The organism is Holospora curviuscula (assembly GCF_002930195.1).
Classification (GTDB): Bacteria; Pseudomonadota; Alphaproteobacteria; order Holosporales; family Holosporaceae; genus Holospora; species Holospora curviuscula.
This window is the reverse complement of sequence record NZ_PHHC01000078.1, coordinates 51,779-72,808: the sequence shown is the minus strand read 5'-3', so window position 1 is coordinate 72,808 and position 21,030 is coordinate 51,779. Positions and strand designations below refer to the sequence as shown.

Annotated in this window: 24 protein-coding genes and 1 pseudogene; 12 read left to right on the top strand and 13 right to left on the bottom strand. The window is 38.8% G+C overall.

Translation table 11 applies throughout. The annotated features are described in order from the left end of the window. On the top strand, positions 1–185 hold a 185-nt coding region (locus HCUR_RS09035; protein ID WP_207760837.1), incomplete at its 5' end, for a hypothetical protein. Positions 186–773: 588 nt separating this feature from the next. Here the strand turns inward: HCUR_RS09035 and HCUR_RS09030 are convergent. From HCUR_RS09030 to HCUR_RS02130, 3 genes are all read right to left on the bottom strand, one after another. Beyond that, positions 774–1,004 carry a hypothetical protein gene (locus HCUR_RS09030; RefSeq protein ID WP_207760869.1) on the bottom strand — a complete coding sequence of 77 codons (231 nt, stop codon included), beginning with the start codon at positions 1,002–1,004 and terminating at the stop codon, positions 774–776. A 21-nt stretch (positions 1,005–1,025) separates the two neighbouring features. Continuing rightward, positions 1,026–1,190, bottom strand: coding sequence for a hypothetical protein (locus HCUR_RS08285; RefSeq protein ID WP_165780647.1), 165 nt, complete (start codon positions 1,188–1,190; stop codon positions 1,026–1,028). Between the two features lie 386 nt (positions 1,191–1,576). Further along, positions 1,577–1,780, bottom strand: coding sequence for a transposase (locus HCUR_RS02130; protein ID WP_104206537.1), 204 nt, complete (start codon positions 1,778–1,780; stop codon positions 1,577–1,579). Between the two features lie 219 nt (positions 1,781–1,999). Here HCUR_RS02130 and HCUR_RS10085 point away from each other — a divergent pair, with 219 nt between their 5' ends. Further along, positions 2,000–2,101, top strand: a complete 102-nt coding sequence (locus tag HCUR_RS10085) for a transposase (protein WP_104206536.1) — start codon at positions 2,000–2,002, stop codon at positions 2,099–2,101. Positions 2,102–2,387: 286 nt separating this feature from the next. On the opposite strand, the gene HCUR_RS02120 is transcribed toward HCUR_RS10085, so the two are convergent. Next, a complete protein-coding gene (locus HCUR_RS02120; protein ID WP_129591844.1) occupies positions 2,388–4,184 on the bottom strand; it encodes an ABC transporter ATP-binding protein in 1,797 nt (598 codons plus the stop codon). Positions 4,185–4,495: 311 nt separating this feature from the next. On the opposite strand from HCUR_RS02120, the gene HCUR_RS02115 reads away from it, so the two are divergent. The 5 genes from HCUR_RS02115 to HCUR_RS02095 all read left to right on the top strand — a co-directional run bounded on the left by HCUR_RS02115 (position 4,496) and on the right by HCUR_RS02095 (position 8,152). Continuing rightward, the gene (locus HCUR_RS02115; RefSeq protein WP_104206534.1) at positions 4,496–4,717 is read left to right on the top strand and encodes a hypothetical protein; all 222 of its coding nucleotides are present in this window, start codon (positions 4,496–4,498) and stop codon (positions 4,715–4,717) included. Positions 4,718–4,723: 6 nt separating this feature from the next. Then, on the top strand, positions 4,724–4,912 hold the full coding sequence (locus HCUR_RS02110) for a hypothetical protein (protein ID WP_104206533.1): 189 nt from the start codon (positions 4,724–4,726) through the stop codon (positions 4,910–4,912). 43 nt (positions 4,913–4,955) lie between these two features. Further along, a complete protein-coding gene (locus HCUR_RS02105; protein ID WP_104206532.1) occupies positions 4,956–5,156 on the top strand; it encodes a hypothetical protein in 201 nt (66 codons plus the stop codon). Positions 5,157–5,417: 261 nt separating this feature from the next. Beyond that, positions 5,418–6,743 (top strand): proline--tRNA ligase, encoded by a 1,326-nt coding sequence (gene proS / locus HCUR_RS02100; protein WP_207760868.1) that lies wholly within the window; start codon positions 5,418–5,420, stop codon positions 6,741–6,743. A gap of 41 nt (positions 6,744–6,784) precedes the next feature. Beyond that, on the top strand, positions 6,785–8,152 hold the full coding sequence (locus tag HCUR_RS02095) for a UDP-N-acetylmuramoyl-tripeptide--D-alanyl-D-alanine ligase (protein ID WP_104206531.1): 1,368 nt from the start codon (positions 6,785–6,787) through the stop codon (positions 8,150–8,152). 108 nt (positions 8,153–8,260) lie between these two features. Here HCUR_RS02095 and HCUR_RS02090 read toward each other — a convergent pair whose 3' ends face one another. From HCUR_RS02090 to HCUR_RS02080, 3 genes are read right to left on the bottom strand one after another with little or no spacing between them, the layout of a single operon-like run. Further along, entirely contained in the window at positions 8,261–9,166 is a 906-nt protein-coding gene (locus HCUR_RS02090) for a lactate/malate family dehydrogenase (RefSeq protein WP_129591843.1), read from the bottom strand. 35 nt (positions 9,167–9,201) lie between these two features. Beyond that, the gene (locus tag HCUR_RS02085) at positions 9,202–9,618 is read right to left on the bottom strand and encodes an iron-sulfur cluster assembly scaffold protein (protein WP_104206529.1); all 417 of its coding nucleotides are present in this window, start codon (positions 9,616–9,618) and stop codon (positions 9,202–9,204) included. Positions 9,619–9,634: 16 nt separating this feature from the next. Beyond that, entirely contained in the window at positions 9,635–10,867 is a 1,233-nt protein-coding gene (locus HCUR_RS02080; RefSeq protein WP_104206528.1) for an IscS subfamily cysteine desulfurase, read from the bottom strand. A gap of 602 nt (positions 10,868–11,469) precedes the next feature. On the opposite strand from HCUR_RS02080, the gene HCUR_RS02075 reads away from it, so the two are divergent. Next, the gene (locus HCUR_RS02075; RefSeq protein WP_104206527.1) at positions 11,470–11,712 is read left to right on the top strand and encodes a hypothetical protein; all 243 of its coding nucleotides are present in this window, start codon (positions 11,470–11,472) and stop codon (positions 11,710–11,712) included. A 936-nt stretch (positions 11,713–12,648) separates the two neighbouring features. Beyond that, a complete protein-coding gene (locus HCUR_RS02065; RefSeq protein WP_104206526.1) occupies positions 12,649–12,885 on the top strand; it encodes a hypothetical protein in 237 nt (78 codons plus the stop codon). Positions 12,886–13,307: 422 nt separating this feature from the next. Here HCUR_RS02065 and HCUR_RS02060 read toward each other — a convergent pair whose 3' ends face one another. The 3 genes from HCUR_RS02060 to HCUR_RS02045 form a co-directional block, all read right to left on the bottom strand. Further along, entirely contained in the window at positions 13,308–13,628 is a 321-nt protein-coding gene (locus HCUR_RS02060) for a hypothetical protein (RefSeq protein ID WP_104206525.1), read from the bottom strand. Positions 13,629–14,109: 481 nt separating this feature from the next. Further along, complete coding sequence (locus tag HCUR_RS02055; RefSeq protein WP_104206524.1) at positions 14,110–14,400, bottom strand: hypothetical protein; 291 nt, start codon at positions 14,398–14,400, stop codon at positions 14,110–14,112. Positions 14,401–14,813: 413 nt separating this feature from the next. Then, positions 14,814–16,070 carry an APC family permease gene (locus tag HCUR_RS02045; protein WP_165780646.1) on the bottom strand — a complete coding sequence of 419 codons (1,257 nt, stop codon included), beginning with the start codon at positions 16,068–16,070 and terminating at the stop codon, positions 14,814–14,816. Between the two features lie 200 nt (positions 16,071–16,270). On the opposite strand from HCUR_RS02045, the gene map reads away from it, so the two are divergent. Together map and HCUR_RS02035 are read left to right on the top strand one after the other, a co-directional pair. After that, the gene (gene map, locus HCUR_RS02040; RefSeq protein WP_104206521.1) at positions 16,271–17,041 is read left to right on the top strand and encodes a type I methionyl aminopeptidase; all 771 of its coding nucleotides are present in this window, start codon (positions 16,271–16,273) and stop codon (positions 17,039–17,041) included. 165 nt (positions 17,042–17,206) lie between these two features. After that, positions 17,207–18,034 (top strand): hypothetical protein, encoded by an 828-nt coding sequence (locus HCUR_RS02035; RefSeq protein WP_104206520.1) that lies wholly within the window; start codon positions 17,207–17,209, stop codon positions 18,032–18,034. A gap of 79 nt (positions 18,035–18,113) precedes the next feature. Here HCUR_RS02035 and recO read toward each other — a convergent pair whose 3' ends face one another. The 3 genes from recO to trxB are packed head-to-tail and all read right to left on the bottom strand — an operon-like array spanning position 18,114 to position 20,118. Further along, positions 18,114–18,707: a DNA repair protein RecO gene (recO, locus tag HCUR_RS02030; protein WP_207760867.1), complete on the bottom strand. Its 594-nt coding sequence runs from the start codon at positions 18,705–18,707 to the stop codon at positions 18,114–18,116. Beyond that, positions 18,707–19,237 (bottom strand): crossover junction endodeoxyribonuclease RuvC, encoded by a 531-nt coding sequence (gene ruvC, locus HCUR_RS02025; protein WP_104206518.1) that lies wholly within the window; start codon positions 19,235–19,237, stop codon positions 18,707–18,709. Before ruvC ends, recO begins: the two co-directional genes overlap by 1 nt. Continuing rightward, a complete protein-coding gene (gene trxB / locus HCUR_RS02020; RefSeq protein WP_104206517.1) occupies positions 19,189–20,118 on the bottom strand; it encodes a thioredoxin-disulfide reductase in 930 nt (309 codons plus the stop codon). Before trxB ends, ruvC begins: the two co-directional genes overlap by 49 nt. Before the next feature lie 246 nt (positions 20,119–20,364). Here trxB and HCUR_RS09505 point away from each other — a divergent pair. Further along, positions 20,365–21,030, top strand: a pseudogene (locus HCUR_RS09505) (IS5 family transposase); the annotation flags it as partial.

The following is a 21,030-nucleotide window of genomic DNA, read 5'->3' as shown; positions in this document are numbered from 1 at the left end:
TAGGTCATTTGGTGAGGATCAAAAGAGAATACGGAAGGAAAACGCTCGCCACGGTAGGCAATAAGCAGGCATATAGCTCTGAACAAGCTCAGATGCCAAGACAATCAATCAAGCGGTTCAGAAAAATGGGGGGGGCTAGAGTGACGACATACTTTTCTGTATTTTGCAACAAAATTTTTTTATGAGGTGGCCCTGAGGGCTATAGTAATTTAGCTTAAAATAAGATTAAATGTGTTACAATTGGAAAAAAGTAATAATAAGACAAAAACAGCCTAGACTTAAAAGAAAGCGTAATATGTATACATAAAAATAGGTAACGATCAAAAAAAGGACAACAATAGTTATTGTAGCGTAAATAAAAAGTGTATAGGATACGAAAAAGAAAAAGTAATCAAACCTAAAGCACAATTACGCAGCACAGGGAATATAGATCCAAATCAGTTAAAAATGCACAGATCGCTAGGCTATGTAAAGCAAGCATTTCTTCCGTCTACTTCTGGGAAGGATTGTGAAGAAATAAACGTCAAGATAGCGGACTGAAAGTCTGGTATAGAATAACGAGAATAGTATAGAGAGACGATTTGCAAAAATAGGCGAGTGGACTAAGACAAATGAGACATTGGTAACTAAAAAACGTGGTAAGGATTATAAAAGAACTCATAGTATAGCTGGAATAATAATTTTTTTTAAATTGACAGGTGTTAATAATCAATTAGAATCCATGCTTCGAAATATTAGTATTTTTAGGCAAAATTCGTTTAAATTTCGAGGATTTAGGAGATTTTAGGCGTGATGATTCCTTGTTTGAGGCAAAAATTATTGGTGGAGCATCTTATTTTGATAAGTCTTTTTAGGTTATAGAAAAATCCTTGCATTAATGTTTGAAACTGGGTTTTAGCAAGGCTTTTATATCTGACTTTTTTGCTCATTTTGGAAAATACTCTTTCATAGGGCATGCGTATTCTTGTTAAAACCCTATCCTTATCTCGGTTTTTGCCTTTCATATTTTTTTTAGTATCGCTCCACTATGGCACCTTTTGGCTCTTATCGTCTCTTGCCGCTGGTTTTGTGCAATATCCCTTATCAGCAACGACCATACCGCCATTGGGACATCCATGCTTCAAGCTTTTTGCATCAATTAATGAGGCTTTTGTGGCAGCCGTTTTGCTGATTAAACCGTTTTTATGCAAACCGCTATATGCCTTTTATAGCCATACCAGTATTCATCCTTACCCTTAAAGCCGTAATCAGCATTCTCGTTAACTCCATGGTTTTCTTGTTTAATTTTCCCTCGCCATCTTTGATTGCCTTGTTCCACTCGTCCTATAGACTAATTTTGGGAATCATGTTCCACACATCGAAAAACGTAAAAATATTGGTAATTAACCCTTTTTCACGCAGTGTATTGCCGAATGTATTAAATAATTTAGCTGGTTTTTCAGCGCCACTTTTCTTCCCAAGCTTCGAAAAATAACAATGATCCGGCGTTTTCTCAAGCAAAGTAAATGAACAAAATAACTTAGCTGCTGTTTTCTTGCAAATACCTTTCCAATTCTCGTTCTGAAAAATCTTCCATCTATTGCAAAATCAAAGCCTTGAAGCCAGACTCCAAATTATAACCAGGACGACCATCTTTACGATTAACCAACGAGTGCAGTCCCCTAGGCAAACCACTAAAATCTACCCATTTTAATAGCTTACGATAGAGGTGATTGAGGCGAATCAAATCATCCACGTTAGACTCACCAAAACTTAATTGCTTATTTATTCCTTTTTCCACATCACAGTATTCTTTATTTACCTTCAATTCGTTATATCACAACACATCAAAGCTACAATAATTAATTTGATTTTCCAAACATGGCCATACAACTTTTTTAATCATTGGGGAGAACAGCGTTGAATCAAAATGCTAAATCCTGGTCTGATTATCGATCATTCTTGATTGCATACATCACAAAAGGCAAGAGTGCTCATCCAATCTGTGAGCTGAAAAATAATGTTTTTACCCCCTTATTTACCAGATCTAAATCCTGTAGAGAAATTTTGGACTCATGTGAAACGATGCATTAAGAATGGAATGATAAAATTTTCTCAATGATATGAGGCGATAATTCGCTTCTTTTCCCCACCTAATGCAATAGTATATACAAGGCCTAAAGGTTGATACTTTCTCACACGATATTTGATAATTTTTGCTCCCCATATGACCCCTTTCTCAGCTCCGGATACACGAATTTTAGGAAAAGTTTTTTAAATTGCACGGATTTTTTTTGGAAACCTTCTGTATAAAGTTTCTTCCTTTTGCTTGTCAATTTAAAACGTTTTAGATACATAGACGGCTCAAGATTAAGTGTTTTCCTATCTGTAGTCTATCTAGGTAAACCTTAAGAGATCGGCATAAAGCCATTTTTTAGTTTAGACTGTTTCCATAACTCTGCATAATATTGACTGTGTTTCAATAACGTCAGATGCTTCCCTTGTTCCTGAATAGCACCTTGCTTTATGATTAAAATTTTATCTACATGTTGGATACTGCTTAAACGATGGGCAATATATATGCGTGTACAAGAATAACTTAAAGTTTGAAGTCCTTGACGAATACGCTCTTCAATTTCCACATCCAAAGCAGATGTCGCTTCATCCAGTAATAAGATAGGACTTTTTTTCAAAAGTGCTCGAGCCAATGCAAGACGCTGGCGTTGGCCTCCAGACAACTTTAGTCCATGAGGTCCTACCGGAGTATCGTATCCCTGAGGAAGCTGCTCTATAAATGAAGAAGCGCACGCTAATTCTGCTGCTTCACGCATGGATTGCTCAGACGCTTGAGCGCTTCCGTACATAATGTTGTTTCCAATAGTTGTATCAAATAATGTAATATCCTGACTGACAAACCCAATATTGTCTCGAATCCATTGAGGAGAACACAAAGAAGCCTCTTCTTTAGAGAATAATATACGTCCTTGATGGGGACGATATAACTGTAATAAAAGGTAAAATATCGTTGTTTTTCCTGAGCCACTAGGTCCAACAAGTGCATATTGTTTATTTGCTTCAAATACACAGGATATACCACGTAATACAGGAAAGTTTGGACTATATCCAAAAGTTACATTTTCTAATGTAATATCTTGTGAAAAAATTGCAGAATTTTTCTGACCTCCCCCTTTTGTTTCAAGAGGAAGGGGTTTGTCCAAAAGGCCTAAAATGCGCTCTCCGCTCACAACACACGCCTGAAGGCGTGTATGGACATGGAGAATATTTTTCATAGGACGATATAAAAAAAACAACGCTGTAATAAAAGTTAGAAAGGATCCAGGAGTTTGAGCACCCAAAATGACTCGATGGCCTCCGTAAATTACAATACCAGAAATAGCCAGTCCCCCTAAAATTTCCATAAAGGGATGAATGATCGCTTGTATTTTAGCGCTCTTTTTATACTCTTTTAGAATGCATTGTGTGTATTCTTTTAAATGATGACGTTCTTGCTCTTCTGTACCATATGCTTTCACCATAATAATTTGATGAAAAACTTGTTGAAAAAATTGCTGCAATGCAGCGGTTTGGTTTTGAATTTGAAGAAAAATACGCTTCGCATTCCGTCCACACAGACGTAATACTCCTACCATAATAGGCAAAATACAGATGGCACCTAAAAATAAAAAAAAATCTTCCCGTAACAATACTATAACGAGACTTAGTACCATAAATACATCTCGACTTAAGGCGCTTAGACTCTGAAGCAACGTTTCTCGTACAATACCAATATCTTGAGAAAAAATATTCGCACACCTTGCTTCATGGTACTCTCTAAAAAAATCCAGGTCAAAATATATCATATGACCGAAAACATCGTTTTGAAGCTGGGTGGATAAAGTGTACCCCATAGCAGACATACATCTTTCTCCCACGTATTCTGCCGCTCCTTTAATAAAGAAAATTCCCAGCACGCCTACTCCGATCCAAACAAGAAGATCCTGGCGATGTCCAATAAAAATATCATCGAAAATAGGCTTAAGATATTGAGCGAGTACCGCAGTAGAGCTTGCAGTTAGGAGCATACTCACTATCCCCCACATCCAGTACCGCTTTTGAGGTACAAGGTACGTTTTCGCAAGACGCCACAAAGTACTGTAACCCGAACGTAAATTTTTGAGTTTTTTCCAAAAAATCCTCAAATTCAAAAAAGTTTTTATACTATTGGTACATTATAGAAGATTTTTTTCCGATTAACAAAAAAATCTTTTACAAATCATAGAACATACTTGTATAGCAGGTATGCGGAAATTTGACCGCAACGTATTTTATCCAGTGTAACTCTTTTAATTGTTCCATATCAACGCGTTACCTTATGAGTGTAACTGTTTCTTTTTTTAGATCAAGAGTAACTTTTATCTCAAATATAATGAATATTTCAGTACTGAACAAAATTAGGAAATAGAGCAAAATAACTATAGAACGGATTATAATAGAAGAAAATATAAGCTATTTAAAGATGTCGTATTCATTGAATTTTCGTAGTAAAGGTTTAGGAATTAAACAGAAAGAAGGGGTGAGCTATGAGAAATCGGGTAGACAATTCGTTCGCTCTAAGCCAGCCCGCACAATGGACATGGACTGTTTAGAACACGATATCACAATAGATCCTGATGCCTATCAGCCAAACGCAAGCAGAGCGCTTTTGGGGTTAGCACTGTTGGCATTGTGTAAGCCTTGAAACGTCTTGGGGTGTGCTGTAAAAAAAAACTTAAATCATCCAAAGGCGGATCCAGAAAAAAAATCTGTATTGTGCCAAAAGCGTCATGAATTAAACAGCAAAGTTGATGAACGTGGATTTTCTAGAATTTACGGGTGTTCTGTAAAAGGGCAGTGTTGTTACGGAAAACAGGATTGGGGTACCAAAATAGAATAAATCTGTAGAACAAATCTATAGAACAAATGGTATAGGATCTTTAATGGGCGCTACTTTAGGGGCCATTGAATTGCTTGCAGGTTCTGGAGCGCTATTGATTTGTTGGGTAGAGGAAAAGTTCCTCCCCAATATCCCAGAAAACCGTGGTATCGTCATGAATAATACTGCTTTTCATAAAGAGAAAGCTATACAGAAAATAATTAAAGATCCTGTTCATACTTTACTTGCTTTTTTATTCTTCTGACCTTAATCCCATTGATAAACAACGGGCTCACGCTAAACAGATCAGACGTTCTACACAGTGTTCAATTGACGATGCATTCTTTATAACTGTTCTGTCGTTGTTTGGCTACATTTATTATACATTTCAAAAAATTATTACAATCAGCGTGTTTATAAGCTACGTATGAAACTTTACCTAGTGATGCTAATAAAAAATTTTGGATCTCTTTACAAGAGCTATTGTCAGTGAATTGAACAATTGGTAGAATGTAAAAAATAAAACATGATTCGTATGAAGACAAGTTCTTACTTTTTACCGGATTTAAGAGATGCTCCTTCAGAAGCAACAACTGCGTCTCATCGTTGGATGCTACAATCTGGGATGATTCAGAGCACTGTTTCTGGAATTTTTACTTGGCTTCCCTTAGGACTTCGTGTACTAGAAAAAATTAAAACCATTATTCGGCAAGAACAAAACGCTATTGGTGCGCTTGAGATGTTGGCGCCTACATTACAACCAGCAACATTATGGCAAGAGAGCGGTCGCTATGATGATTACGGTCTAGAAATGTTACGCATTAACGATCGTCATGATCGCGTATTAGTGTATGGACCCACCGCAGAAGAAGTATTTGTAGATGTTGTACGTCGATGTGTTCAAAGCTATAAAAGTTTTCCACTTAATTTATACAATATCCAGTGGAAGTTTAGAGACGAGATACGACCCCGGTTTGGCGTTATGCGAGGGCGAGAGTTTTTGATGAAGGACGGATATTCCTTTGATCTTACAGAAAAAGCCTCCAAAATAACGTATCGTAATGTATTTCGCGCCTATATGCGGTCTTTTTACCGTATGGGGCTTTCTGTAATTCCTCTTCAGGCCACTACAGGGCCTATTGGAGGAGATTTTAGTCATGAATTTCATGTGGTGGCTCAAACAGGGGAGAGTGCTCTATACTATGATGCTGTATTGGACGATCGTAACGTTCCTCGGTTTGAAGTATCAGATTTTCAGGGAATTTATGCTATGGTGGACGAAAAACACGCTCCAGAACAATGTCCAGTTCCTTTAAATCAGTTAAGGGTGGCACGCGGTATTGAAGTAGGACATATTTTTCATTTTGGCGATAAATATTCCGCTCCTATGAACGCCCAGGTTTTCTTGAAAGAAGGACGCAAAGTGAATCTCCAGATGGGCTCTTATGGCATTGGAGTATCCCGTTTAGTGGGGGCTGTTATTGAAGCCTTTCATGACGAAAGAGGAATTCAGTGGCCTATTTCTATTGCTCCATTTTCCTTGGGATTGATGCATTTGCAAGAAAGCTTGGAACCAGAGGCAGCCCACGTATATGATCGTCTTCAAGCTGCAGGAATTGAAACGCTTTGGGAAGATCGTCCTTTAAGCTCTGGAGAAAAATTTGCTTTGATGGATATGTGGGGTCTTCCGTTTCAAGCAATTTTAAGCGAAAAAAATCATCATAAGGGGCACATAGAAGTAAAGATTCGCCGAACCGGAGAGCGTCATTTTTTTGCATTAGAGGAATTTTTACAGTGGATTCTGCTTCAGTGCAAAGAACACATTACCTTAGCGATTATAGAAACGTCTTAAGCTCTTTACTAAAAATGTTTTTTAGGATGTAATTAGATGCTATGAAGAACATTGAGCTTTTGAAAACTATGCTAGCGCTTCCACTTTATACAGGAGTTAGTATTGATACCCGGACCTTAGTTCCCGGAGATCTGTTTATTGCACTAGATGGTCCTAACTTTCAAGGACATCGCTTTACACAAGAAGCCTTAGCAAAGGGGGCTTGTGCTGTAGTACAGGCCCATGAGAACAATACGCAAGATCCTCGTGTGTTATGGGTGTCAGATTCTTTAGCATTATTACAGTACATAGCGCGCGATCGCCGTAAGAAATTTCGAGGATTATGTTACGCGGTAACAGGAAGTGTGGGAAAAACCACCACAAAAGAGGGGCTAGTCCACGTTTTAAAGCATTTCGGCCCTACCCATGCTTCTGTATCAAGTTATAATAATCATATTGGAGTTCCCTTAACGTTAGCCAATTGTCCACCAGAAGCACGGTACGGTATTTTTGAAGTAGGAACCAATCATCCAGGAGAAATTGAAGAGTTGGTTTCTTATGTGCAGCCAGATGTTTCAATACTCACCGCTATTTCTGAAGCGCATATTGAAAATTTTCAAACTCTCAAAGCAATTGCTGAAGAAAAATTTAAAATTTTTTCGGGGAAAATTGGAATTTTGCCAACACACTGTCCTTTTATAGAAGTGCTTAATAAAAAAAATCTTCAGTGGATTACCTATGGAATCGAAGAGGGAGATGTTCATTGTAAGAAGGTGAATTTTGAGAGTAAGGCGCAAGCCCTGCTCCATGTTTATACGCCTTGGGGAGAGATAAGCTACCGTCCTTCCTCCTGGTGTTCTCATTGGATTGAAGGAAATTTGGGAATTTTAGCAGCGCTATCTACAGCAGGGGTAGATCTTCAAGAAGCTTCCAGATATTTATCTTCTTTTTCTCCTCTCAAGGGAAGAGGAGCTTTTATATATTATGACTCACTGGATATTGGATGTATTGATGAAAGTTATAATGCAGCGCCGCTTGCTATGCGTGCCTGTATTCAAGCTTTCGGCTTATCTGAAGTCCCAGGGAGAAAAATTTTACTTTTAGGAGAAATGGGAGAGCTTGGTGATCATGGACCACGTCTTCATGAAGAACTAATTCCCTTCATTAATGCTGTAGGTGCTGAGCATATATTTTTAGTAGGTGCGCTTTTTCAGGAAAGCGCCTTTCTTCTTGCTCAAAAAGGTGCTTCGGTGCATTGGGGGTTAGAATTATTCCTATTGTTAGATACTATAAAATTTTTACTTCTTCCTAAAGATACTCTTTTAGTGAAAGGAAAAAACAGTGCTAATATGTGCCAAATCTTTTCCTGGTTAGAATCTTGGAATGCGGTAACGTTCTCTCAGGAAAATGACTGGAAGATTCGACAGTAACACTCAGTTTATTTTTGTATTTAATATAGGGTGTAATAAAAGAAAAAGATGAAAAAAATATTCAGTAGAAATCTAAATTTAAAATGTATAGACTATATAAAATCCAATTTAAGAATCTTTTTCACATTCTAAAGATTCAAAAAAACTTTTATACTCTATTTGAAGCTCTAAAAGTGTATTACGTAGCAAAGATGTTTCTTGCGCACTCATACAAGGCATTACCCTTTTTTTTATTCCTTGTTTGCCCAAAAGAACAGGCCATCCAAAAAAAATTTTTGGAGTTATATCTTGGATAGGACTCTCTTCCCCCATTTGTACTGAACACGTTAATACGTCTTCACGGATCTCTAAAATATTTTGAATCATGCGAAAACATCCTGCCGCTGGACCATAAAAAGCAGAGCCTGATTTTAATTTCTCTACAATACGAACACCGCCATATCGAGTATTCTGAACAATAGAAACTTTTTGCTCAACGGAAAGGGAGATAATATCCGCCAATGCTCCAGGTCCTACCCGCACATATTCCAAGGGAATCATACGATCTGAATGGGGACCCACTACGCACGGACGCAAACTTTCTCCTTTCATGCCAGTAAATGCTTTAATACGAGCTGCCATTCGACTTTCATCTAATATCCCAGCCATGCCCAATACACGAGAAGAAGGTAAAGGATGTAGATCAGAAAAGAAGCGAGCCATAAGATCTACCGGATTTGTTACGACCACAGCTACACCTCTAAACTCTTGTATTTGCCTTGAAATTGATTTTAAAATTTTGGCATTTTCCTGCAAAAGATCGTTTCTATTCATTCCGGGTGTTCGAGAACGTCCTGCAGTAATCACCAAAACATCATATTCCTCAAAAGCTCTAAGAGAAGAAAGAACTTCAAGATGTCCTTCATACCCACCGATAATACTTGCTTCTTCCAAATCCCAAACCTTTCCCTGAACAAGATCTTCGTTGACATCATAAAGACCAATATGAACCTGAGGTATGTGCTGAAGAATCATGTGGGTAAGAGTACCCCCAATTTGACCGACGCCAATTATTCCAACGCGTTGCACAGGGGATTCTCTAATCCGGCTTTTTCTTGTTTATCTTTTAGATCTTTTAGCGCTGCTTCTATCGCATCCTGTGCTAGCATAGAGCAATGCAGTTTTACCGGCGGCAGTCCCAATTCAGTGGAAATGACGGTATTAGAGATCTTTTTTGCTTCGCAAGTCTGCATGCCTTCCAACATACTGGCAGCATAGGATGCAGAGGCGATGGCAGAGCCACAGCCAAACGCCTTAAACCGTGCTTTAACGATTTTTCCTGTTTCATCCACCTGAATTTGGAGCTTCATTACATCGCCACAAGCGGGAGCACCGACCATTCCAGTGCCCACGTTGGGACCATCTTCCAATGTTCCTACATTTTTTGGATGCTCGTAGTGTTCTAATATTTTTTTATTGTATGCCATAATTTCTTTCCTTTTTTTAGTGCGCTACCCATTGTACAGTATTTAAGTCAATTCCTTCTACAATCATGTCCCACAACGGACTGAGTGCTCGTAATTTTTCAACCGCAGCAATAATTTGATCCGCAGCGTTCAAACTTTGCGTCACTGTGGTTGATCGACCAAACGTAATGCGTAAAGAAGTGTGGGCTAAATCCTCTGACACACCCAAAGCTTTAAGCACATAAGAAGGTTCCAAAGATTCCGAAGTACACGCAGACCCAGAAGAAAGCGCGAGCTCTTTAATTCCCATCAAGAGCCCCTCTCCCTCAACGCCTGCAAAACTGAGATTTAGATTATCTGGAACTCTCTTCTCTAAGCTACCATTCAAATATACTTTAGGAAGCGCTTGATATACACGACTAAGAAATTGGTCTCGCAACACCAAGAGGCGCTCCCGTTCTAATGTTCGCATACGTTCTGCTTTTTCTGCTGCAATCCCTAATCCTACACACAAAAAAGTCGGAAGTGTACCAGAGCGCAGCCCGCGTTCTTGTCCTCCTCCACTAAATAAAGGAGTAAGACGTACACGAATAGGACGCCGCTCTATATAAAGTGCTCCGATTCCCTTGGGGCCATAAATCTTATGAGAAGAAATGCTTAACAGGTGAATTCCTAATTGCTTGACGGGGAGTGGAATTCTCCCCAAAGCTTGTGCGGCATCACTATGAAAGAACGCACCATATCGCTTGCAAAGTGCTCCAATATCTTTCAAAGGTTGAATCACACCAATTTCATTGTTCACGCCCATAATGGACACAAGAGCAGTTTCTGGTCCTAAATGTTCTTCCAAAACCTCAAGACTAAGAACACCATCAGACTTTACTGGAAGAAAAATTACTTTAAACCCTTGGCGCTGGAGCCAGCGAAAACTTTCTAAAACACACTTGTGTTCTGTGGCAATTGTAATGTATGTATTACGTTGAGAATTTTGAGCACGCAAATACATTGCCAGTCCTTTAATGGCTAGATTATTAGACTCAGTAGCACCAGAAGTAAATATAATCTCCCTTGGATCTGCTTCTAATACAGATGCAACTTGTTTTCTTGCTTTTTCCACAGCCTCTTCAGAAGTCCACCCGTAACAGTGAGTTCTGGAATGCGGATTACCAAAGCTATGCGTTAAATACGGCATCATTCCTTCTAAAACTTCAGTGTCACAGGGAGTTGTAGCTTGATAATCTAAGTATAAAGCTTGGCACAATGTATTCATATTTTGAATTTACACAGCATCACTTTTAAAATTAATGATATACTTTTTTAAAATAAAACGCAAGGGCCTTGAGACTTATCCAGCCTTCTTATGCTCTTTCGAACCGAGAAGAGCTTTCTAAAGCCTCTTGTGTAGAAAATATTTTATTATTCATTTTATTTAATAATGTTTTATAGAATTTGTCAGTGAAGTAATATTCCATTACTTCAAAATATTTTTTCTGAAACTATTTAATGAAAGTTTAAACTGTGATGGAAAATTAGGGTAATAGATCTGAATAAAGCTACAATAAATTTAAAATGTTTGGGAATATGTATTAAACAGGTAATAATTTTTTCATTTGATGGATAATTCTTTTTTCTACACTGACGCAATACAAAATGACTGCTCCAGGCTATGATAGGCTTTAATGACCCTCTGGCTTAAATTAGGACGCGTCTTAGTAAGGGGGTAGAGAAATTCTAAAAAATGGGTTCAGAAACTTTATACTGGGCTAATTACATTTCTCTAAAAATTCTTACCAAACACCTGAAAGAGTGTGTTGCAATACTTTTTTTAAGGGAACTTTCATTTTCTAAAATTATTATTCTATAGGTGCTTTAATGGGCTTTACTTTAGGGGCCATTGGATTGCTTACGGGTTCTCTAGAGATTGACTTTTTGGGTAGAGAAAATGGTGCTCCCAATATCCCAGAAAACCGTGGTATCGTTATGGATAATTCTGCTTTCTATAAAGGTAAAGCTAATCAGAAAATGAAATTAGGATTCTGGTCATACTTTACTTACCGCCTTGTTTTCCTGGCCTTAATCCCATTGAGAAACAATGGGCTCACGCTAAACAGATAAAACGTTCTATACATTGTTCTATTAACGAGCTATTCTTTATAACTATTCTATAGTGAGCTAACTACTATAGGTGTAGACATAAAGTCTCACAGTGTATCCCAAAAGTTAGGTCGTTTCGTCAAATGCATTGTGCGACAGAGAAGGGTGGGGAAAATAAGAACCGCTTCAAGGAAAGAATCGGTATTGTTTCAGTAGGGCGCTTCTATCTTGGGCTAGTGATTGAGGGACAACACCGTATTCTTCCAAGGTACTTAACAGTTGATATAGTGTTAAAAAAGACCTACTTGAGAAATTCCATAACTGTCCTAGTTTTTATCTGCTCCATGGATGAGGATAAAATTTTCTGTTTTTACGTCTCTAGAGTGCGCAGGAAGGTCAGAGGTATTGATTTTTACTGTATCGCATCGTGTTAATAGGCTCGAGAACAAGGTAGTTTGAGTCGATTTTATTTGATCTGGGTATATACCCAAAGCAGTCTAAACAGAGCATCACAAGCGTAAGAAAGAAAAATAATATAGCGTTAGAAGCGTATATATTAATAGATAGAACATATTCAGTAGATTTTAGAAAAAAAGTATTAAAAATAAACGTTAAAGAAGAACTTTCATACAGTGAAGTTGCGGATAGATTTTGGACGTTGAGAGCAGCGATATTCAGATGGAGGAAGAAGTAGTTTCCAGATAGCGATCGTCGAGAAAGCGGCGAAAGATTAGGGATTAGCGAGTTTGGTATAAATATGCAATAAAGCGTTTAGGCATGACCTATAAAAAAACACTCCATCCTGCGAGAACAGATCTAGACAAAAGATCTATGTTCTGCCAAAGAATTGAGGCACGAGAAAAAGACGGAAAATCAATGGATTACCTAGAAAAAAGTCCCAGGATATGCCACAGACACACGGCTATTCTTGGAAGGTAACGCGTTGTTATAGGATTCATGATGGGGGAAAAACACACAACACATGCTATAGGCGCGCTTATCGGCGCCACAATAGTTGCGATGGGTCTGTTGAGCGGGTCAGTCAATGCTAATGTTTTTATTTGTTGGGTAGAACATATATTACTTCCTAATCTTCCAAACAAAAGGGGTAGTGTCATGCACAATGCTTCTTTCCACAAGGGAAAAGATAGGCAGCCGATGAGTGAAAGCGCTGGTCATGTTTTCCTTGATTAACCTTCCGTATTCTCTTTACCTTAAGGCCATTGAAACACAATGGGGCCAGTCTAAACAGATACGACGTTCTAGAAATTGTTCAATTGATACGCTATTCTCTATAACGATTCTATAGTGATTTTTCTATATTCTGTGCCAAATCTATACTGAAAATGGAGTAAAGCAGATTCAGTCATTCTACTTTACCTTACAAAGTATGAGCGAAAAAGCTCTGCTCTTACATCTAGTATGGGAATTACTGTTCTAAATCTTTATTTTTTTGAGAGATAACTAAATCTTCAATGTGTTTTTCTTGTCAATCGAGGTGTAACACTGTTCACCCCACCGATTAAACAGGTCACTTATTTTTTTCTTACTGGCTAAACGCTGTCGTTGTAAAAAATCATCCTGAGGTAATTTACCCCCCTGGAGTAATAGCTCTCTTAACGCCAGTTTAAAATTTGTTTACTGGTATACTTCTTGAACTCACGCTGGTTTTGAGGGTACTGAGCACGACTGTAATCCTGAGCGAGTTCCCGGCTCAGTGAAATGCCGCTATTTATTAATTCGCTGCAAACCACAGATGCCCAAACATGAAACTTAGGCCAACTATCTTTTTTAGCTGGCTCGTGCTTATATTCTTCATGTGCGTGGTAATTAGGTTGTTCTTTCTTCGTTGAAACACCTAAACTAAGACACAAAGCGCGACTCGAAAAGCGGCCACTATCATTTTTTTGGTGCGGTATATACCTCACATTTTTCAAGATTTCTATGCCTGAAATGTGGACTTGCTCCTGAAACCCTCTGCTTCATTATCAACTCTTCCTGTGTCCTTAAATTAGGAACAGAGAAAAACTTGTTTGTATGGTGTTCACAAGCTTTATAATCCCAATCACTCTCTGGGATAATGAGCCTAAGCAAAGCCATTTGAGCACACTTCAGTTGTGTAATAAGTGCAAATCTATCAAAAGTATATTGATTCCACTGTCTAATGAAGTGAAACTCAGCCCAGGTGTTGCTAGAATTAACCCCAGGAAACAGTTTAGTAACGTCTTTCTAATACAAGACTAAAATCTTGTGGCTGGTAATATCGCATCCCTGTAGGATGTGATTCTCGAAACTGGATCCATTCACAAAGTGTGTCTCCAAAATTAAAATACTTTCTGTGGGACGCATTTTTATAGCGTTCAATATGTACAATATCTTTGCTCTCTTTTCCAAATCTTGGATCTGATTGAAAAAGTCTTAAAATACTCCTAAGATCATGGCTTTGGCCATGAGTGTAACACTCATTCTATCTTTAGGGAACTCGCGCTCAAGTTTACCTTTCCTTGAAGAGTAACAGTCGGAATCATCATAAAGTTTATCAGGTATACAAAGATCTACTACATTTTTTTCAATTCTACGTAAGAAATCTTGCTTTTCTGCTGGCAGTGACAGAAACCATTCTGAATCTTCATAGGATGCATGGGCACTATGCTCTGCAAAAATTGTTCCTAAAGTCAAGAAAAGAGCTAAGTATTTTTTATTAAACATTTTTCAAGCTCTAATCTTTTTTAGTAAATAATTTTACTCGTAAAAAAATTAATTTCAAGAGGACGGTGAAAATGGATATATAAGGGAATGATATCTTTTAAATAGCGCATTTGCCAATAAAAGTGGAGCCTGTAACATCTATATAAAAGTAAGCCCCTTTTTGATTTTTTTGGAAAATAAAAGAGAATTTGAGCAAGAAACTGCATCAACGTTGCTTTCATCACTTCAATAATTTACATTAATTTAATTTTTTACGGGAAACACCTCCTTTTGAGAGGGCAATTCATCCATAGAAACAAGACGACGATGGACTCTTTTTAAATGGGCTTAGTAAAATTTTAAAAATTAAAAAACATTAATATCTTATTTAATTCATTGCTGTTTATCGGATGAATTCTAAAAAATTAAGTATTTTAACAGTCCCGACATTCCCCATCCGTAAAGCGGTTTTTAATAAATTTTCCTGTCAGAAATAAAATTCCAGGAATAATCCAAAAAGACAGAGGAAGCGTGTATAAGGACCAAAAAGAAAATCCACCCGCAATTAAAATAACTCCCCAAACCCATCGAGACACCTGAAGTTCCTTACACCAAATAAAGCGAATCAATGCTAAAAGGCATGCAACATAAATCATAATAAAAATAGCACAACACAACTCGATCACTTTCCCTAATATTTCCTCAGAATTTCGAAACTGGATGAGAAATGTGGTAGCACCAATCATAAAAGCAGTAAGCAAAACACCAAATACAGTAGGATTCATGGCTTTAGGAGGTGTAATCTGGATAAGACCGCTCTTCAAAGCCACTGAGATCATTTGTCCCGACGCAAGAAGCCAAGAATTCAACGTCCCCAAACACATCATCATTGTAAGAAGAGAAAAGCTAACGTTTCCCCAGGGCCCAAACACTTTAGAAATAATACGATTTAACGGATTAATCCCTTGTGCTAAAGGCATTTCCCCCAAAACAATCCAAGTGTTCACAAAATATATTAAGAGTACACAGCTCGTACCCAAAAAAAGAGCCAGAGGGATAGTACGCTCTGGTCGTTTTACTACATCTTTAATAGTCGTACTGGCTTCTAGCCCCACAAATCCCCAAAATGTCAGTAGACTTGCGGAACTTAAAGCTTTCAAGGGAGTAAACTCAACATCCCAATGGGGCGTCCCCCATCCGTATTTCGTCACCACTATTAAAGGAATTATAACCCATGGAAGAACCTTACATAACGCGAATGCTATTTCTCCCCACCCCGCAATCACAGCTCCATAAAGATTAAGAATGCTAATCGTAGCCAGCAGAAGGCTTCCTATGATAATCTTTAAAAACAACGTCAACTTATATCCCAGCGCAGATTCTAAGCTGGACACTGCTAACAGAAGTAAGGGTACAGAACTAAACCAAGAAATAAACCAATATGCCCAAGTACTATAAAATCCCACATGTGTTCCAAAAGCTTTTTCAATATATACACAAGGCCCCCCAAAAGCAGGATCTGTTCTTGAAAGAACCGCAAAAATTAATGTTAAGCTTAACGCTCCCATCCCACTAACGAGCCAGCTCAACGCACCCCAAGAACCATAAGGCATCAATTGTTCTGGTAACAAAAAGAGAGCAGATCCTAATTGTAGACCAATAACAAAGGCAACAACTGAAAAAAGATTCATTTTTTGTTTTTTTTGAGTGTGCATCTTACAACAGAGCATTGTGAGGATAACAGAAATAAATTCTACAGAAACCTCTTTCTAAGATCAAGGCAGGAGTACCCTCCTTTTTTATGCACTAACTATAGTATGTGATCTTGCTTGAGAATTGACACTGTGTTTATTATCCCATATAATTTAAAAATATTCGATAAATCATTGTTATGAAACACAATAAAAAAATTTCAATTTATACAGATCCTGAAGCCTGGGAAGGTATGCGCAAGGCAGGACGTCTGGCCTCTCAGGTATTGAATATGATTGAGCCTTATGTGGTAGCCGGAGTCACAACAGTATTTTTAAATGATTTGTGCCATAAATACATTATCGATCATGATGCTTTTCCAGCACCGTTAGAAGTGGGATTTCCTTGTGCGGTTTGTATTTCTGTCAATGAAACTATTTGTCATGGTATTCCAAGCACTCGGGTATTAAATGCTGGAGATATTGTAAACATTGATGTCTCGTTACGTCTTGAAGGATGGTATGCAGATACCTGTAGAATGTTTTATGTAGAAAGACCGAGCGCTTCTGCACGACAGTTAACAGAGGTTTGTCATCAAGCGCTCATGAGCGCAATTGCACTCGTCAAACCCGGTGTCACTTTAGGTGACATTGGACATATTATTCAAAAAAAAACTGAATCTTCTGGGTTTTCTGTGGTGCGAGAATTTTGTGGACACGGTATTGGGCGAAAACTTCATGATGCACCAGAGGTCTTACACTTTGGAACTCAGGGGACTGGAATCTCTTTAAAAGAAGGTATGTTTTTCACTATAGAACCCATGATTAACTTAGGTAAACCAGAGGTTAGATTTCTAAAAGATGGGTGGAGTGCTGTGACAAAAGACGGTCAGTGGTCTGCGCAATGGGAGCAAACCATTGGTGTCACATCCACCGGATGTGAAATCTTCACGCCTTTTTCGCCGTTATAGAATTTATTCCGTTCCAAACATTGACATCGCTGTGGTATGCCAATAATTTTTTTGTTGCAAAAAAGTTATTATTGTTAGTAAGGTTTGATCACGCAATGATAAGGTCTGTAAATTAAATAGATTTTTTGCAAAAATTCTGAGATATTCAGGTAAAGAAAAAGTTTTATGTTTAAAAGATTAATATATCTCGTTATTTTACTTTCAGTACCTTCCGCTCAAGGAAGCCGATTAGATGCTTTTTCTGGAGTTGGAATAACCGCTGGGCTAGGTGGGGCGAGCACGGTTACGCACTCTGAATACGGTGCCTTTAGTGGTCAAATGTTTACTCATGGTGGGTATACCAATGGAATTCGTCTTGGAAATCCAGAGCTGTGTGTAAATTTTACATTTCCTGCACTCCAGATGAAAAATAAGTCGGGTACGGCCTATATTGTAGGAATCTGGGCCCAGCATACGAGTTCATCAAAAATGACTGTGGGCGTGCGCTGGCTTTGGGGACGTAGTGGTGCTTCTTCCATTTGTAATTACAGTACAGGATTTCTTCAAGAAGAGACAACTTACCGAGGCGATGATGTGGGCAGTATTACCATAAGACTTTCAGAAAATGGAATCCAGAAGTTCCGGTTAAAAGATAGTTGGTTTACTGGGGGAATTTTGGATGGAGGCTATGTTTTTGGTCCCATTCAATTACGCCTAGGGCTAGGAGCTGCACTTCATCGTCAAAAACTGTATTGTATCAATACCTACGGAAAGTCTTCAGGCGCATTGTTCAAAACAGTTACGGCACCCTTAATATCTATAGGAGGATTGTGGTGGGCTACACGACGTATAAGTGTTGGATGTGAATACCAGTGTCACTGGCTTGGAAAAAAATCTTGGAGCCAAGTTGCGCAGATTATTCCAGAAAGTACCCTTGCCTACGGTACGCCTACTTTAAAAATGCGTAACAATATTTTTTTGATTAATCTTAATTATTTATTTGAGGTTAGATAAATGAGTTATTCAGTCAGACTCTAAAATAAGTTCCAAAAAATTTTTTCACTCACTCTAAAATATCAACCCTGGAAGCAGCTTATTCGGTATGGTTATTAAAAATTTTATGATAGGCACGCTGTTTCATTGCTTGCCAGTTTTTCCAGTGCTTTCCTACTCTTTTCCATATTTGCTCTTGATGAATCCATTGATTATGCACGCATACTGCTTTTGGGCTCTGCCAGTGGTGAATAAAATAGTGCACTTGCATGTCCTCATGTCCCAGATAACATAGAGTATGCGCCTCAAATAAAACATAAGCTCGAAGTCCTTTTTCTTCTGGTAACATTGTCATACTCACTAAAAATGCTTGATAGATCTCTAAACAGGGGATATGAAAATGAAGCCCCCCTATACATAAGTGACACATTAGCTCCAAAAGCATAAACCCTAAAGGATTGTCGTAAAGCTCAAGGTTTAACGGGACACAATCGTCTACTTTAAATGTACCAAGATGCGTTTCAGAAACTCCTTTCCAACGAACGTGTAAAATCCAGCCAAGTACTAAGGTTTGAGTACGGCCAAAAATCATTCCTCGATGGAGACCGTATTGTTGCGTTAATACTGTAAGCACGCGCTGATTTTCTCCAAAACTACGCCACCCTAAGACAATACCCAAATCACTCCAATGCATTATTTTTGGTGAAACCGATGACATAGTGCTACAGCCAACGCATCGCTACTGTCATAAGAAGATGGTGTCATATTGAAAATACCTTTAAGCATTTGTAAAACTTGTACTTTTGAAGCATGTCCGTTTCCCGTTACAGATTTTTTTACCGTATTGGCACTATATTCAGTGACAGGAATTCCACAAGAGGCCGGAGTCATCAACACAACACCCCGCGCTAACCCTAATTTTAATGCAGAAGCAGGATTAGAATTCACAAAAATCTGCTCAATGGCGGCAGCATGAGGGCTCCATGCTTGGCATACTCGTAACAAGGCGTCATGAATGTGCACTAAGCGTACTGCAACACTTTGCTGAGCAGAAGTCTGAATGCGACCACAGGCTTCACACACAAAACGATCCAAATGGTGGACTGAAATTACAGCCCATCCTGTATACGTTAATCCAGGATCTAGACCTAAAATACGCCGCTCAGAGGTAAGATTCAGGGTAGGTTCTCCAAAAAATTCATGGCATCCAAGGCTGCCATACATCCAAATCCTGCCGCAGTGACTGCTTGACGGTATACTGCATCCATCACATCCCCGGCAGCAAATACACCAAGGCAAGAGGTGTGCGTACTCCCCTTGGAACATAGAATATATCCTTGAGGATCTAGCTTTAGTTTACCATGCATCCAGTGAGTTTCTGGTTTATGACCAATAGCAATAAAGACACCGTCTACATCCACCTGTTGCAACACATTGGACTCTAAGTCTCGCAGCTTTATTCCTGTGACATACTTATGGGAAGAGCGTACCCCTAATACTTCTTCTAAAACGTGGTTCCACATAATACGTACATTAGGCGTTGTGAACAATCGCTTCTGTAAAACTTTTTCTGCTCTTAGTTGATGGCGGCGATGCACCAAAATAACCTGGGAACATTGATTAGAAAGATAGAGGGCCTCCTCTACAGCAGTATTCCCTCCCCCCACAACTGCCACAGAACGGTCTTTAAAAAATCTTCCATCACATACCGCACAGGAAGATACACCGTATCCTCGAAAATATGCTTCGCTTTCCAGTCCCAGCCATTGAGTTTTTGCACCGGTAGAGATAATCAAAGCATCGCACTCATAATATTGATGTGTTCCCTGAAGAATAATTTTTTTTTCTTTTTTTTCAAAATTCATAATTTCTTCAGTAATTATTTCAGCACCGCAAGCTTTTGCTTGCTCTGTCATCTCTTCCATCAGTGCTGGCCCCAAAACAGCCTTTTTAAATCCTGGATAATTTTCTACTTCTGTTGTTAACATCAGCTGACCTCCGGGTTCAGGGCCAGCCCAAACAGTAGCTTTAACTCCTCCTCGTGCTGCATAAATAGCTGCAGTGAGTCCTGCAGGACCTGAACCAATAATTCCTATATGGCGCATTGCTTTTTACATTGTTTTTATAATAATTTTTTATTTTACTAAATTACATAAGCAAGATAAAGAGTACGTTTAATTTTTCTCAAAGCTTTTGTAACCATTGCCTAAAAAATACCTTATATGTTTACCAGATGAATATTTTAGACGCATTAAAATTACTCTTAGATAGAGTCGTCACGAGAGTAAATCTATGCTAGCATGAGACATAGAATGAATTAATGAAAAGTAGGCGCTCACCGACGCCATGATATGCCAGATCGCATATGGAGTCTTTTAGAGCCGCGATTGCCTGGGCGAAAAGGTTCCTGGGGAGGTATCGCCCATAATATAGGCTTTTTATCAACGCCGCCTTTTGGGTATTGCGCACTGGCGCACCCTGGAGAGATTTACCTCCTAAGTATGGCCACTGAAAAAACACGCATCGACGCTTTTGCAGATGGCGGGACAAAGGCGTTTGGCAAGGGGTGTTAGAATCACTTGTGATGGAGCCTGATTTTGAGTGGCTCATGATTTGATGCAAGCCCTATCAAAGTACCCCCTCATGCAGCAGGAGCGCGTGGTGGAAACCAAGCCATGGGACGAACAAAAGGGGGCTCAATTCCAAAATACATATAGCCGTAGATGCGACTGGTATGCCAGTGCGAATCCTTGTTACAGAAGGTAGAACAGCTGATTATACACAGGCTGAGGCTCTTATTGAGGGCATAAACGCCCAATGTCTTTTAGCCGACAAAGGCGATGATTCAGATGCTGTATTAGACATGGCAAACAGTCAAACCATTCAAGCGGTGATTCCTGAAAAAAAGAATCGAAAAGAACAGCGCTTCTATGACCAAGACTTGTACAAGATCAGACATCGTGTTGAAAATGCCTTCTTGCATCTTAAGCGATGGAGAGGCATCGCCACGCGATACG